General features: G+C 61.0%; 10 protein-coding genes. 7 read left to right on the top strand and 3 right to left on the bottom strand.

Annotation, left to right across the window (positions count from 1 at the left end; all coding sequences use genetic code 11):
• Window positions 1-476: 476 nt before the first annotated feature.
• Both OP496_RS14690 and typA read right to left on the bottom strand, forming a co-directional pair.
• On the bottom strand, window positions 477-1,751 hold the full coding sequence (locus OP496_RS14690; RefSeq protein WP_280564455.1) for a dicarboxylate/amino acid:cation symporter: 1,275 nt from the start codon (window positions 1,749-1,751) through the stop codon (window positions 477-479).
• 326 nt (window positions 1,752-2,077) lie between these two features.
• Window positions 2,078-3,889, bottom strand: coding sequence for a translational GTPase TypA (typA, locus tag OP496_RS14685; protein WP_280564454.1), 1,812 nt, complete (start codon window positions 3,887-3,889; stop codon window positions 2,078-2,080).
• A gap of 502 nt (window positions 3,890-4,391) precedes the next feature.
• On the opposite strand from typA, the gene OP496_RS14680 reads away from it, so the two are divergent.
• Complete coding sequence (locus tag OP496_RS14680; RefSeq protein WP_280564453.1) at window positions 4,392-6,467, top strand: TonB-dependent receptor; 2,076 nt, start codon at window positions 4,392-4,394, stop codon at window positions 6,465-6,467.
• Window positions 6,468-6,554: 87 nt separating this feature from the next.
• On the opposite strand, the gene OP496_RS14675 is transcribed toward OP496_RS14680, so the two are convergent.
• Window positions 6,555-7,547 (bottom strand): polysaccharide deacetylase family protein, encoded by a 993-nt coding sequence (locus tag OP496_RS14675; RefSeq protein WP_280564452.1) that lies wholly within the window; start codon window positions 7,545-7,547, stop codon window positions 6,555-6,557.
• Between the two features lie 528 nt (window positions 7,548-8,075).
• Here OP496_RS14675 and glnA point away from each other — a divergent pair.
• From glnA to OP496_RS14645, 6 genes are all read left to right on the top strand, one after another.
• Window positions 8,076-9,485, top strand: coding sequence for a glutamate--ammonia ligase (gene glnA, locus OP496_RS14670; protein ID WP_280564451.1), 1,410 nt, complete (start codon window positions 8,076-8,078; stop codon window positions 9,483-9,485).
• 153 nt (window positions 9,486-9,638) lie between these two features.
• Window positions 9,639-10,259, top strand: coding sequence for a DUF4124 domain-containing protein (locus OP496_RS14665; protein ID WP_280564449.1), 621 nt, complete (start codon window positions 9,639-9,641; stop codon window positions 10,257-10,259).
• Between the two features lie 161 nt (window positions 10,260-10,420).
• Window positions 10,421-11,515 (top strand): nitrogen regulation protein NR(II), encoded by a 1,095-nt coding sequence (glnL, locus tag OP496_RS14660; RefSeq protein ID WP_280564448.1) that lies wholly within the window; start codon window positions 10,421-10,423, stop codon window positions 11,513-11,515.
• 15 nt (window positions 11,516-11,530) lie between these two features.
• Window positions 11,531-12,940 carry a nitrogen regulation protein NR(I) gene (ntrC, locus tag OP496_RS14655; RefSeq protein WP_280564446.1) on the top strand — a complete coding sequence of 470 codons (1,410 nt, stop codon included), beginning with the start codon at window positions 11,531-11,533 and terminating at the stop codon, window positions 12,938-12,940.
• A gap of 262 nt (window positions 12,941-13,202) precedes the next feature.
• On the top strand, window positions 13,203-14,066 hold the full coding sequence (locus OP496_RS14650) for an oxaloacetate decarboxylase (RefSeq protein WP_246923929.1): 864 nt from the start codon (window positions 13,203-13,205) through the stop codon (window positions 14,064-14,066).
• 123 nt (window positions 14,067-14,189) lie between these two features.
• Window positions 14,190-15,527 carry a deoxyguanosinetriphosphate triphosphohydrolase gene (locus OP496_RS14645; RefSeq protein WP_280564445.1) on the top strand — a complete coding sequence of 446 codons (1,338 nt, stop codon included), beginning with the start codon at window positions 14,190-14,192 and terminating at the stop codon, window positions 15,525-15,527.
• Window positions 15,528-15,549 lie beyond the last annotated feature (22 nt).

Raw genomic sequence — 15,549 nt, 5'->3', positions numbered from 1 at the left:
TTGATAGCGGGTAGAGAGCATCATGCCGGGGTAGGGTTGGACTTCGTGCTGCTTGTCGCTGGCGTAGTGGCGGGTCACGCTGGCGTTGCCGGGAGCGTCCCAATCGATGTGCTTGTGCATGGCGGGCTCCTGTCGCGTCCGTGTGTCTCCACAGGGTAGCCCGCCAAAAGGCGGGACGCCTAGGCTTGCGTGCGCAAACTGCCTTTCGAACAGAACCTGTTGTCGCGACCTTTAAAAGCGGTAGCTGAGGCCGCCCATGACGACGATGGGGTCGGTGCCGCCCAGCGGGTAGTACTGCAAGGTCAGGGGCGGGGGAAAGTGTTGAGTCGAGGCCATGTCGCAACCCCTGGGTTGTCGACGCTAGCCCCAACAACGACGAAGCCCACCGAGTTGAACTGCACCTCGAAAGTTGGGCACCAGTATCCCTTGCTATATTTAACTCATATTAAATAAAGGCATTATTTTTGAAATTGTATTTATCTTGATGAGGTGTTTGATCCCTCGTCGATAGCATTGTAAATATCGAGATCGAGTTCCCCTTCATTCTTGCCGACCAGGGTGGTAACCATCAGGTCGCCCGCCACGTTGACGCTGGTACGTGCCATGTCGAGGATACGGTCGATGCCCGCGATCACTGCGACGGCTTCCAGCGGCAGGCCGACCTGGGCCAGCACAATCGAGAGCATGATCAACCCGGCGCCGGGTACGCCAGCGGTACCGATCGAGGCTAGGGTGCCGGTGGCGATGATCATGCCGTAGTCCATGAGCGATAGATCGACGCCGACCAACTGGGCGATGAACAGGACGACCACGCCCTGGTAGATGGCGGTGCCGTCCATGTTGATCGTCGCACCTACGGGTAGTACGAAGCCGGAAACCCCCTCTGAGACGCCGAGGTTTTTCTGCGCGCAGCGCAGCGAGACGGGTAGGGTGCCGGACGATGATGCTGAGGAGTAGGCGACCACCAGCGCATCGAGGATGCCGCGCAGGTAGCGTATCGGATTGAGGCGCCCCACAAAAGCGAGTAGACCGCTGTAGACCACTAGCACATGCACGAGGCTGGCCAAGTAGGCGACACCTATCACCTTGGCCAGTGGCAGCAGTACCTCCATGCCGTAGCTGCCCGAGACGTTGGCGATCAGGCCGAACACGCCAAACGGAGCGAAGGCCATGACAATCTCGGTGAGCTTGTACATGGCTTGGGCAAAACTCTCGAATACGCGCACCACCGGCTCGCCTTTGTCGCCGATCAACGTCAGAGCTATACCCAGACCGATGGCGAAGACGATGATCTGCATAATATTGCCATTGGCCAGAGCGTCGACAGGGTTCTGTGGTACCAGCCCGACAAGTATTTCGACCAGGGTAGGTGCTTCCTTGGCCTCGACGGGTTTGTCGAAGCTCATCTCTAGGCCGACTCCGGGCTGTAAGAGTGTCGAGGCCAGCAGACCGATGGCAATCGCGAAGGCAGTAGTTATCAGATACAGGCTGATGGTGCGCACGCCTATGCGCCCCATCTTCTGTGGGTCGCGCATCGAGGTGATGCCGACCACGAGGGTGGTGAATACTAGCGGCACGATAAGCATCTTGATGGCGCTGATGAAGATATCGCCGATCGGCTTGAACACTGTGGCGTCTTCACCCAGTAGCGCCCCGGCGAGGATCCCTAGAGCCAGGCCGGCGAGGATCTTTTGCCACAAGGGAATGCGCTGCCAGAGGTTGGACGGCTTGGGGTGGGCATTATTTGTCATGATAGGCTCCGTTGCCGTTTAAACCGTGGTGTGGTGGAAATAGAACGAGGACTTCTATGCTGCCGTAAAATATTTTGTTTTTTGTATAAAAAGCGTTTTATTTACTCATAAAATGATATTTTTGTAGTTAAAACTTTCGTCATATTGCTATTCGTTGTGATGGTTATTTTCCATCTCATAGTATGATGCCATGTTGTATGTGCTGGGCGTGTCCTGGCCTATGTGCATGTATTGTGCTTGCAGTGAGTATCCTTTATTGGGTTAGCCAGACATGAAAAAGCCCACCGAGTGGTGGGCTTCGTGTTGCTGTCGAGTGCGGAGCGCCGTTACTTCTTCTTGGCGCGCTTACGCTCGTTCTCGGTGAGGTGCTTCTTGCGCACACGAATATGCTCGGGCGTGACCTCCACCAGTTCGTCGTCATCGAGGAACTCGATGGCCTGCTCGAGGCTGAAGCGGATCGGCGGCGTCAGCACCAGGGCTTCGTCGGTGCCGGCGGAGCGCATGTTGTCGAGCTTCTTGGCCTTGGTAGGGTTGACCGTCATGTCGTCGGCACGGTTGTTGATGCCCACCAGCATGCCTTCGTAGACTTCGGTGCCGTGCTCGACGAGCAATTTGCCGCGATCCTGCAGGGCGAACAGCGCGTAGGCCAGTGCCTTGCCGGAGAGCATGGAGACCAGCACGCCGTTGCGACGCTCGACGGAGGCGTCGGGCTTGAGCGGGCCGTAATGGTCGAAGCGGCTGGTGAGGATGCCGGTGCCGGAGGTCAGCGCCAGGAACTGGCCACGGAAGCCGATCAGCCCGCGCGCGGGGATGATGAAGTCCAGGCGAACACGCCCCTTGCCGTCCGGGTTCATGTTGGTCATCTCGCCCTTACGGTAGCCGAGTTCTTCCATCACCGCGCCTTGGTGCTGCTCTTCGCAATCGATGATGACTTCTTCGTACGGCTCCTGCTTGACGCCATCATTCTCGCGGATGATGACCTCGGGGCGGCCCACGGCGAGCTCGTAGCCTTCACGACGCATGCTTTCGATGAGTACCGAAAGGTGCAGCTCGCCGCGGCCGGAGACCTTGAACTTCTCGGGCGTTTCGGCTTCCTCGACACGCAGCGCGACGTTGTGGATCAGCTCCTGCTCGAGGCGGTCACGAATGTTGCGGCTGGTGACGAACTTGCCTTCCTTGCCGGCGAACGGCGAGTCGTTGACCTGGAAGGTCATCGAGACGGTGGGTTCGTCGACGGTCAGCACCGGCAGCGCTTCGACGCTGGCCGGATCGCACAGCGTATCGGAGATCGCCAGATCGCTGATACCGGTGATGCAGATGATGTCGCCGGCTTCGGCCTGCTCGGTCTGAACGCGCTCGAGGCCGAGGTGTGTCATGACCTGGCCGACCTTGCCCTTGCGGACATTGCCTTCCTTGGACATCACGCTGATCTGCTGCCCCGGGCTCACGTTGCCGCGCTTGATACGGCCCAGGCCGATGACGCCGACGTAGCTGTTGTAGTCAAGCGCGGAGATCTGCATCTGGAACGGTCCGTCGCGCTCGACCGTGGGCGGTTCGACGATATCGACGATGGACTTGAACATCGGTGTCATATCGTCTTCGAGCGCGTCCGGTTCCATGCCGGCGACGCCGTTGAGCGCCGAACAATAGATGATCGGGAAGTCGAGCTGGTCGTCGTTGGCGCCCAGGTTGTCGAACAGATCGAAGATCTGGTCGATGACCCAGTCAGGACGTGCGCCGGGACGGTCGATCTTGTTGACCACGACGATAGGCTTCAAGCCGCGATCGAAGGCTTTCTGGGTGACGAAGCGCGTCTGCGGCATAGGGCCGTCGACGGCGTCGACCATCAACAGCACGGAATCGACCATCGACATGACGCGCTCGACCTCACCACCGAAGTCGGCGTGTCCGGGCGTGTCGACGATGTTGATGTGATAATCGTGCCACTGGATCGCGGTGTTCTTGGACAGAATGGTGATACCGCGTTCTTTTTCCTGGTCGTTGGAGTCCATGATGCGCTCTTGCCCTTCGGCCTTGCGGTCGAGGGTGCCGGACTGACTCAGGAGCTGATCGACCAGGGTCGTCTTGCCATGGTCGACGTGGGCGATAATGGCGATGTTGCGAAGGTTCTCGATCACGTAGGGATCCTGCTTGAAAATTGGGCCGTATTATAGGGTCAGGTTGCCGACGACTGCCAGTTTGATGACCGTTGCCAACAGGCGCGGCACGACAACAGTCGCGTTGGCGCGGCGATAACCGTGGCGCTATCAGGGACTTGGGGCGTTTTGGCGGCAGGACGAAAATACGCAAAAAAATGGCGGCGCACTCGTCAATCGCCATTTATCGCGTCCTGATAGACGCGTGGCGTGGGGTGAAGCGCACCGATCTAAAAGGGCTATTCACTCATCAAAGGTGCCCGGGGAGACAATCATAGAGACGTCCCGCGCTGCTGGCAACGGCTTGCGTGATCTGGAAGCGCGAAAGCGTTGCTACGTTCGAGAAGTGCGACTCTTGAACATCGACTTTTTTTAGTTATGATATAACATCTCAAATATGCCATCAAAAACAGGTGCAACAATGTGTTCAGGGGAACGGCGTGCGGCAGGTGTCCTTATTGGGACGCTTATCTTGAATGTGTCGATGGCATCGCATGTCGCGATGGCGGCGCCAGATAGCGAATCGCAGACACTTGAGCCCGTCACTGTGACGGGCGCGCCCTTGCCGGGTAATCCGTTATTGCAGGCGGCCGATGTCGATGTGGTTGACTCCGGTGAGATGGAAGCCAAGGGCGCCACTAACATCGGTGAGGCGCTCGAGTCGCAGGCAGGGATTAACTCGATCAGCACTGGTAATAGTGTGGGTAAACCGGTGATCCGTGGTCTCTCCGGCGAGCGGATCAAGATGCTCAACAATGGCATCGGGGTCGATCACCAACAATATGGTGTGCGCCACATGCCGACGACCGATACGTTCCTGCTGGACCGCGTCGAGGTGGTACGCGGGGCGTCGAGCGTGCTCTATGGTTCGAGCGCCTTAGGCGGCGCCATCAATATGCTCTCTTCGGAAATCGCCTGGGATACGCCTGTCCAAGGGGAAACGCTCACGCGTTACTCCAGTAATAATGGCCAGTGGGACACCGGTATCAAGGCGACGGGCGGAAATGGTCGGTTGGGTTATTCGCTGGGCCTCATTCGTCGTGACGGTGGCAATATCCAGACCCCCAACGAGGCGACGCATTTTCCACCGCCGCCCTCAAAGGGATTGCGTGATGCCCCTGCGTATACGGGTGAGCTCGACGACACCGACTTCAACCAAGTCAACGGGGAGCTAGCGCTGGGCTTTCGGGATGACGACGGCGGTACTTGGACGGCACGTTATTCCCGCTTCAATGATGAACATAACTTCTTGCTGCCGCCGCCGGCTGGGCAGTTACCTCCCTCGGCAGGTGCGGAAGGCGTCGGGCAGTACATCGAAAACCAGCAACTCGAGCTTTCCGGCGAGAAGCGAGTTGATGGGATAACTTGGAAGCCGCAACTCGTCTGGCAGAATAACCGGCGTCGCTCCAACGCAGGTGGACGTTCGCGCGCGGACGGTTTCGATGACACCATCGATGTCGAGTTCGATCAGTACACTGCACGCCTTGAAGGACAGCACGGGCCCTTTGCTGGATTGGATGGTGGTACGGTGGGCGTCGAATACACGCACAAGGATCAAGTATCACGTGGCACGACGCAGCTGTCGCCCGGTGGCACGGTCGACAATGTGGCTGCTTTCGCCTTCGAGGAAAAGCGGTTCGGGGATCTCTTGCTGCAGGCGGGGCTGCGTTATGACCATCATCGAATCGAGGGGAAGGCGTCCAAGACGGCTAACCCTTCCCAGAACGTCACCGATGCTGAGAGCCAAAGCTACGATGTCGTGACCGGTTCACTGGGCGGTCTCTATTCATTTACCGATAATCTCTCTCTGGCAGCCAACGCGGGACGTGGATTTCGCGCGCCCAGCCTTTTTGAGCTGTATGTTGCCGGCAAGCATGGGGGAGTAGCCGCTTTTCAGCGTGGCAACCCTGATCTCGATCCAGAGACCTCGCTCAACACCGATCTCTCGCTGCGCTGGGCATCGAGCACGACACGCGCCAATGCAACCGTTTATCGCAACGTGATCGACGATTATATTTTTCCCCGTGATATCGGCGAGTCACGGGGAGGATCGCCGGTCTTCGCTTACGCTCAGACCGACGCCATACTGCGCGGCGTGGAGTTGTCCATCGAGCAGGATGTCACGCGTCAGCTGACGCTCTCAGCGGCGGCGGAAACCGTTAACGGTGAACGGCGTGACAATGGTGACGATTTGCCCTTGTTGCCCGCCGACAACATGCGTGTCGGTGCTCGTTTCGCGCCACAAGGGGAAGGGTGGGCGCGTAATCCGTATACATCCTTGACGGTTCGTCGCTACGCCTCGAAGGATGCAGCGCCCGGTGAACCCTTCAGCCAGTTCGACGATGCCCCCTTTGGCAGTGCTTCGACCGATGGTTACACCCTGGTCGATCTCGGCGCGGGGATCGCGCCACGTGTTGGCGGGCAAGTGCTCCATCTGGATCTTGCTGTCCATAACCTCTTTGATGAGGATTATCGTGGATTTCTCGATACTTATAAGGGCTACGCGCTCTCCCCAGGGCGCGACATCCGCCTGACCGCACGTCTGGATTTTGGGGTCTGAGGGCGTTATAGACTTGCATGCAAAAGGTCAGCGGCGTGCGGGGTTGTAGGCGTGTGGCAGGCCCGTGAGTGTGATGCACGCGCTGCTTTAAAGTTGCCCCAAAAGATAGTCGTATAAACGTCCCGTGCTGCTGGCAACGGGTTGCGTGATCGGGAAGCGTGGCAATGCCAACGGGTCGTCGCGGTGCGAGAGCCAGCCGGCATGGCTATGCAGGGCTTCCTGAACGCCACAGCGCTGGGCCAGTTGTCGTACACGGAGCGAAGCTTCCGGCTGTGGATAGGCGAAATAAGACAATGGGTCGCGGCATAGCACGCTGAGTTGGCGACGCGATTGGCGAATTTGCCATTGGATCTGACGATCGTCGAGCGTCTCTAACGGTGTGGCGGCGACGCCGCGCGTGCCGAAACGCACCAGGCCGTTGCTCTCCAAGCGGCGCACGCTGAACGGGTCGAGCGTTTGGGGGGCGATATCGAGCTCGGTACCCAGCGCCGAACCGAGCCGCGCTAGCGTCAATGGGGCGGCCTGCTGCGCGAGTTGCTCGAGATAGTCGTGCACGGCGCTGCTGTAAGCGGTATTAGGGTGGTTGGGTCGTGGCGGTGGCAGCGGGAGCCCGGCATCGCCGAGACATTCGCGAACGCGCATGGGCTGGAGACCGTCCCAGAGGATGTCGCCGAGGGCCATCCGCCAATCGCCTTGTGAACGGCCTGAATCGCCTGTATTCAGAAACATGCTGGCCGGCAATGCCAGGCGCTCGAGTTGCCGTAGCGCGACCTCCGCAGTGTCGCGCCAGCCGCCGTCGAAGGTCAGCGCGATGCGTGGCACCGGGTCGCGATGCAAACGGCGGGTGCTGGCCAGAGAAACGATCTGAGCGTGATCGGTGAGGTGGTCGAGCAGCCGTCGAAAGCTTTCTGGGCCGAGGCAATAGGGCGCCCGGTGGGGCAGGCGTGCGGCGGCTTCGTCGGACAGTACGCGCTGTATGACCAGGATCGCACTGCGTCCGCGAAGCGGCTCGTTCAGGCTGCGTCGCCAGTGCCCGCGCAGGCGCTGCACTACGTCATGGGCAAGGCTGAGATGACTCATGGCGTGTCCCTCCGCACTTCTGGTTGCTCGATGTGCCAAGCGTTGTTGCCGTGGTGACGTCCTGTCGCGAACGGCAAAAATCTCCTTTGGGGCATGATGTTGTGATAGCGGTTACGCTATCTATCAGCATATCTCGTTGTCTCGATTTAGCCAGTCAGCCTTGGTGAATAAATCGACAGAATGTTGCCAGCGTCGCGTCGGTGAGCAGTCGGCCATAGGGCTGTGCACTATTTTGGTTCACATGGGTTGTTCTTTGCACCGAATTGAGGCGCTGGTAATGCTTGTGCACTTATATGTGGCGTACTTAGCGCCAAAGTGGTGCTGGTCGATGCGCCAAGACGGTCTATTTTTTTCTTTATTGATCATGCAGTTATCGCAGGCGCACTCAGATGGCTCAGTGGTTGGCATGCCTTCTGCATTGCAAAACGTAAAGTGCATACCCGTGGGCAGCTACTGGCGGGCGTGCTACAAACGACGCTGAACACGCAAGCAAACGACCCGAGCCGTGAGCTCATAGTGGAGGAAATCATGTCCGAGAAGACCCTCGCCCTGATCGAAGAACACGATATCAAGTGGGTGGATCTGCGCTTTACCGATACCAAGGGCAAGGAGCAGCACGTCACGATTCCGGCCGGCGCCGTCGATGATGAGTTCTTCGAGGATGGCCAGATGTTCGATGGCTCCTCCATTGAAGGCTGGAAGGGGATCAACGAGTCCGACATGATCCTGCGCCCGGAAGATGGCAGCGGTTATCTCGATCCGTTCACCGAAGACGCTACCCTGGTGCTGCGTTGTGACATCATTGAGCCGGCCACCATGCAGGGCTATGAGCGTGATCCGCGCTCCATCGCCAAGCGCGCCGAGGCGTACCTGAAGTCCACTGGCCTGGGTGACACCGCCTTCTTTGGGCCGGAGCCGGAATTCTTCGTCTTCGACGAAGTGCACTGGAACGCCGACATTCAGGGCGCGATGTACAAGATCACGTCCGAGGAAGGCGCCTGGGCGACCGACTCCACCAACGTGGAAGGTGGCAACCTGGGGCACCGTCCGCGCGTCAAGGGCGGTTACTTCCCGGTGCCGCCAGTGGATAGCTTCCACGACATCCGCAGTGCGATGTGCAACACCTTGGAAGCCATTGGTCAGTCGGTCGAAGTGCATCACCACGAAGTGGCCAACGCCGGCCAGAACGAGATCGGCGTCAAGTTCAACACCTTGGTCAAGAAGGCCGACGAAGTTCAGGAAATGAAGTACGTGATCCACAACGTGGCCCACGCGTACGGCAAGACCGCGACCTTCATGCCCAAGCCACTGGTCGGTGACAACGGTTCCGGCATGCACGTGCACCAGTCCTTCTGGAAAGACGGCGCCAACATGTTCGCCGGCGACGAATACGCAGGGCTGTCCGAAACCGCGCTGTATTATATCGGCGGTGTCATCAAGCATGCGCGTGCTCTGAACGCCTTCACCAACGCGTCGACCAACTCTTACAAGCGCCTGGTGCCAGGCTTCGAAGCGCCAGTCATGCTCGCCTACAGCGCGCGTAACCGCAGTGCGTCGATCCGTATTCCGTATACCGCGAGCCCCAAGGGCAAGCGCGTCGAGTGCCGTTTCCCCGACCCGACCGCCAATCCGTACCTGGCATTCTCCGCGCTGCTAATGGCGGGTATCGATGGCATCAAGAACAAGATCCATCCTGGCGACGCGATGGACAAGAACCTCTATGACCTGCCGCCGGAAGAAGGCAAGGCGATCCCCACCGTGGCCGAGAGCCTCGACCAGGCGCTGGAGGCGCTGGATGCCGATCGCACCTTCCTCACCCAGGGTGAGGTGTTCACCGACGAGATGATCGACGCCTACCTCGAGCTCAAGCAGGAAGAGGTCGATCGTCTGCGTATGGCGACGCATCCGGTTGAATTCGACATGTACTACAGCTGCTGATCTCGCACGACAAAACGTGATCACCGCTGACCGAGGCCCCGTCCGATGTGACGGGGTCTTTTAGGTTATGGCGTGTGGTGGCTGAGGCGTGTTGTGGTTGAGTAAAAAAGGTGCGCTAGACTGAGCGTTCGGTATAGGCACTAGGAGAAGGGCATGCGCCAAGGGTGGGCCACCGCGACATGGTTGAAAGGCGCTTGGGCGCTACTCATGGCTGGGGCATTGGGTGTGTCTGCGGCACAGGCGACGCCGGTCTATCGCAGCGTCGATGCGCAAGGCAACGTGACCTTTTCCGACCGCCCGGTAGGAGAGAAGGTGGACGTCGGTACGGTGAACACGATACCTGGCCAGCCGCGCGAGACCAACGATCGCCAGGCGCCGCCGGACGCAGCGATCGAGGCGGAAGCGGATGCCGCATCGTCATTCACCGCTTATCAGCGTCTCACCATTGCGGCCCCTGGCAACGAAGCGACCCTGCCCACTGGCGCGGCGGGCGATACCAAGGTGCGCGTGGCGGTCACTCCCGAACTGCGCGAGACGGATAAGCTGCGCATTGTTCTCGATGGTGAGGTGAGCGGTCCGGCCCGGCATGCGACCACCTTCTCAGTCACCGAACTAGTGCGTGGGGAGCACACCTTGCGCGCTGAAGTCGTCGATTCCGAAGGACGTGTGCGCCAACGTAGTGCTCCGGTCACGCTTTATGTACAACGTGCCAGCGTGTACTTACCCGCCAATCCCAACAATCCCCGCAATACCGGTGGCAGCGGCAGCCAGTGAACTGCTTTGGCGCCTGGCGCTGTATGCCTTCCCCTTTTTGCACTATTTTGGTGCGTAACAGGCTCATGTGCCGATGACTGCACTGCCCTATGCCGGGCGGCGACAGACTGGCGTGCTTCTTGCACTGATAACGTACATGGACGATGGATAATGGATGGGTCATGCCAGAATCTCCTTTGCCACAACATTCGGTCGAACCACTGCATTCGGTTGAACCCAAGCGTTTGCTGGAACACCTGACGACAGCAGTGGTGCTGCTCGATGGCGCCCTGCATGTGCGCTGGATGAATCCGGCCGCCGAGTCTTTGCTGGCGACCAGCCGATTGCGTGTCATGGGCCAGCGGCTGGAAAGCCTGGCGGGCGTCGAGGGCAGTGTCGAGGAGGTGTTGCTCAAGGCGCGTGATGAACTGCATCCCTTCACCCAGCGCGAAGCATCGCTGGCGTTGCCATCGGGCGATTCGGCGACGGTGGACTTCACCGTCACGCCGTTGTCCGCCGATGAACTGCTGATCGAGATCGAGCCACGCGACCGGCTGTTGCGCATTTCCCGTGAGGAGGCGCTGATCGCGCGCCAGGAGACCATCAAGGTGCTCACCCGTGGGCTGGCACACGAGGTCAAGAATCCGCTGGGCGGCATTCGTGGCGCGGCGCAGTTGCTCGAGCGCGACCTGCCCGATCCGCAGCTTGCCGAGTTCACGCGGGTCATCGTCGAGGAGGCGGACCGCCTGCGCGATCTGGTCGATCGTATGCTGGGGCCCAACAGTATGAGCCGCCACGAGCCGCTCAACATTCACAAGGTGCTCGAGCGCGTGCGGACCTTGCTGGAGGCCGAGCATCCGCGCATCGACTACGTGCGCGATTATGACCCCAGCCTGCCGGAGCTGGACGGCGACGAAGCGCAACTGATTCAGGCGGTGCTCAACGTCGCCCGCAATGCCGTCCAGGCGATGGAGGAGCATGGCATCGACGGCCCACGCCTGACCCTGCGCACGCGGGCGCGGCGACAGTTCACACTGGGCGCCGAGCGTCACCGTCTGGTCTGCGAGCTAGGCATCCTCGATAACGGCCCCGGCATCCCTGAGACGCTGCGCGAGACGCTGTTCTATCCCATGGTCTCGGGGCGGGCCGAGAGCAGTGGCCTGGGCCTTTCCATCGCGCAATCGATCCTGCATCAGCACCAGGGCTTGATCGAGTGCGACTCGGTGCCCGGGTGTACCGAATTCCGCTTATTGATTCCGCTTGAGAGCCACCATTGAGGCTCGGGAGGCCCTATGACTGACGCTGCACGTATTGTGATCGTCGACGATGACCGCGCCATTCGCTGGGTGCTGGAGCGCGCGCTGGCTCAGCCGGATCTCGAGGTGCAAAGCTTCGAGCGTGCCGATACCGCGCTGGAACAGATCCTGCGTCAACCGCCCGATGTGCTGCTGACCGATATCCGTATGCCGGGACTCGACGGGCTGGACCTGATGGCGCGCATTCGCGAAAGCCACCCGGATCTGCCAGTGATCGTGATGACCGCGCATTCCGATCTCGACAGTGCCGTGGCGTCGTATCAAGGTGGCGCCTTCGAGTACCTGCCCAAGCCGTTCGACGTCGACGAGGCTCTGGCGTTGGTACGCCGTGGCGTGGCGCATGCCCGCGAGCGGCGTGCGCCAGCGGCGGTGCCGGAAGGCCTGTCGGCGGAGATCATCGGTGAGGCGCCGGCGATGCAGGAGGTCTTCCGCGCCATCGGGCGGCTTTCGCAATCGCATATCACGGTGATGATCAACGGCGAATCGGGGACCGGCAAGGAACGTGTCGCCCAGGCGTTGCATCAGCACAGCCCACGGCATGGCGGGCCCTTCATCGCGCTTAACATGGCGGCGATTCCCAAGGATCTGATGGAATCCGAACTCTTCGGCCATGAAAAGGGCGCTTTCACCGGGGCGACCTCGCAGCGTCGCGGGCGCTTCGAGCAGTCCGATGGCGGTACGCTATTCCTCGACGAGATCGGCGACATGCCCGCCGAGACCCAGACCCGTTTGTTGCGCGTGCTGGCGGATGGTGAGTTCTACCGGGTCGGCGGCCATACGCCGGTCAAGGTCGACGTGCGCATCATCGCCGCGACCCACCAGCACCTGGAGCGCCTGGTCGAGGATGGCCGCTTCCGTGAGGATCTGTTTCACCGCCTCAACGTGATTCGTATCCATCTACCGCGCCTCTCTGAGCGGCGTGAGGACATTCCACGCTTGGCGCAGCACTTTCTGGCCGAGGCCGCCAAGGAGCTCGCCACCGAGCCCAAGGTGCTGACCCAGGAAGCCGAGCAGCACCTCACGCAGCTGCCCTGGCCGGGCAACGTGCGCCAGCTCGAGAACACCTGTCGCTGGCTGACGGTCATGGCATCGGGACGCGAGGTGCTGGTCGAGGACCTGCCACCGGAGCTGCGCGATATCGAGGGCACCGAAAGTGCCGGCGGCGATTGGCGCGGCGCCTTTCGTGAGTGGGCTGACCGTGCTCTGGCGGCGGGGCATACGCATCTGCTCGAGGAGGCAGTTCCGGATTTCGAGCGTATCCTCATCGAGACCGCGCTCAAGCACACCGGGGGACGCAAGGGCGAGGCCGCCGAGCTGCTCGGCTGGGGTCGCAATACCCTGACGCGCAAACTCAAGGTGCTGCTGCCGGCGTTGGCGGACGAATAGTCCAGGCTGCTCGGCTGGGGCTGCAATACCCGCTCTCGACAAGGGCGGGGTAAGCCCGTGCATCTTGTGGCGCGGCGTAATATCCTTCTCCTCCTAACGTCTAATTCGATATGCTTTCCCGCCGGGTCTGCAAGGTGGCGTGTCCGCGGGAGGCATGTCTCATGCGCCAGCCAAGCTGGCCGTGTTCAATCCGACCGTCGTCCTCTATGCGGGCCTTTCGCCCGCGCGCGGTACGGCCGTCGCGTGACAATAGGAGTCTTGAGTGGCAACCCCCTCGCAACACGATCTACGTAACGACTTCCGCGCCCTGTTGGCGTCCGATCAGTGCTTCTTCACCGCTTCGGTGTTCGACCCGATGTCGGCGCGCATCGCCGCAGACCTGGGCTTCGAGGTGGGCATCCTAGGGGGCTCGGTGGCCTCGCTGCAGGTGCTGGCGGCGCCGGATTTCGCCCTGATCACCTTGAGCGAGTTCGTCGAGCAGGCGACCCGCATCGGCCGCGTGACGCGGCTGCCGGTGATCGCTGACGCCGATCATGGCTATGGCAACGCGCTCAACGTCATGCGCACCATCACCGAACTCGAGCGTGCCGGCGTGGCGGCGTTGACTATCGAGGACACATTGCTACCGGCGCAGCATGGGCATAAGTCCACCGATCTCATCCCGCTCGACGAGGGCGTGGGCAAGATGCGTGCGGCGTTGGAGGCCCGCATCGACCCGGCGATGGCGATCATTGCGCGCACCAATGCCGGTCAGCTCGACGATGACGCTGCCGTCGAGCGTGTGTGCGCCTATCAGGCGGCGGGCGTGGATGCCATCTGCCTGGTGGGCGTGCGTGACTTCGATCATCTCGCGCGTCTGGCCGCGCCGCTGGATATCCCGCTGATGCTGGTCACCTACGGCAATCCTGAACTGCGCGATCGCGAGCGCTTGGCCGCGCTTGGCGTGCGCGTGGTGGTCAACGGCCACGCGGCCTATTTCGCCGCGATCAAGGCGACTTACGACTGCCTGCGCGAGCAGCGTGACATCGCCGCCAGCGAGCTGAGCGCGTCGCAGTTGTCCACGCGTTACTCTACGCTGGACGAGTATCGTGCCTGGGCGCGCGATTATATGGATGTGAAGGAGTAAGCGTTACGCTGACGAGCCACGAGCCACGAGCCACGAGCCACGAGCCACGCGCTACGAGCCACGAGCTACGAACTAGAATGCTGCGAAGCCCGAAGCCTGGACCACTGATAGCCGGAGAGTGCGATGACCGCCATGCAATGGGAGCGCTTGCTCGACCCGATGCGTCTCAACGACAAGCACGGGGGCTCGCGCGAGGAGATCGGGCGCAGTCCGTTCCACAAGGATCACGACCGTATCGTCTTCGCCGGGTCGTTCCGGCGCTTGGGGCGCAAGACCCAGGTGCACCCGCTGACCGACAACGATCATATCCACACGCGTTTGACGCATTCGTTGGAGGTGGGCTGCGTGGGGCGCTCGCTAGGCATGATCGTTGGCGAGCAGTTGCGCGAGCGGCTACCGGACTGGATTACGCCCGCCGACTTGGGGGTCATCGTGCAGGCGGCTTGCTTAGGGCACGACATCGGCAATCCGCCGTTCGGGCATGCCGGCGAATACGCCATTCGCGACTGGTTCAAGCGTGCCGAAGCGGAGGGCAGTGGGCTGTTGACTGAGCTTTCGCCGGCCGAGCGCGAGGACCTGCTGACCTACGAGGGCAATGCCCAAGGGTTTCGCATCGTCACCCAGATCGAGTACAACCAGTTCAATGGCGGCATGCGCCTGACCGCCGCCACGCTAGGCACGATGCTCAAGTATCCGTGGACGGTGGAGCGTACCTCGCGGGCCGGCAAGTTCGGCTGTTACCAGTCGGAACGCGAGCAATTGGGCGAGGTTGCCGAGCGTCTGGGCTTGTTGCCGTATGGCGAAACCGCCTGGTGCCGGCATCCGCTGGCGTATCTCGTCGAAGCCGCTGACGATATCTGCTATGCACTGCTGGATCTCGAAGACGGCCTGGAGATGGGCATTCTGCGCTACGACGAAGTCGCCGAGGTACTCATTCAGATCGCCGGGGGCGCGCCGTCGGGCTATGACGACATGCACGCCCGGGGCGTGTCCCAGCGTCGGCGTATCGCGGCGTTGCGCGGCGCGGCGATGGAACGTGCAGTGAACGATGTTGCGGCGGTGTTCGTGCAGCATGAAAGTGCGTTGCTGAATGGCACGCTGGAGGGCGACCTGCTTGAGTTGTGTCATCCCGATTTGGGCTGGGGGGTCGGCACGGCCAAGCAGATCGCCCGTGAGCGTATCTTCCAGAACGAACGCAAGGCCAAGCTGGAAATCGGTGCCTATACGACGCTGGGCATTCTCCTCGAGGCCTTCATCGGCGCGGCGTATGAGTTGCATCACAGCGGTGAATCGTCCTTCAAGCACCAGCGCGTACTGGCGTTGATCGGCGAGAACACGCCCCAACCGTCGTGGTCGCTCTACGCCAGCTATCGGCGCATGCTCGACTTCATCGGCGGTATGACCGACCACTACGCCGTCGATCTCGCCCAGGAGATGGGCGGCCGACTGCGCGGCGAGTGACGCATTCGCCACTCGCCATGCG

The organism is Chromohalobacter sp. 48-RD10 (assembly GCF_029889785.1).
In the GTDB taxonomy this organism is placed as follows: domain Bacteria; phylum Pseudomonadota; class Gammaproteobacteria; order Pseudomonadales; family Halomonadaceae; genus Chromohalobacter.
The sequence above is the reverse complement of the archived record's forward strand: the minus strand, read 5'-3'. Positions and strand labels throughout refer to the sequence as shown.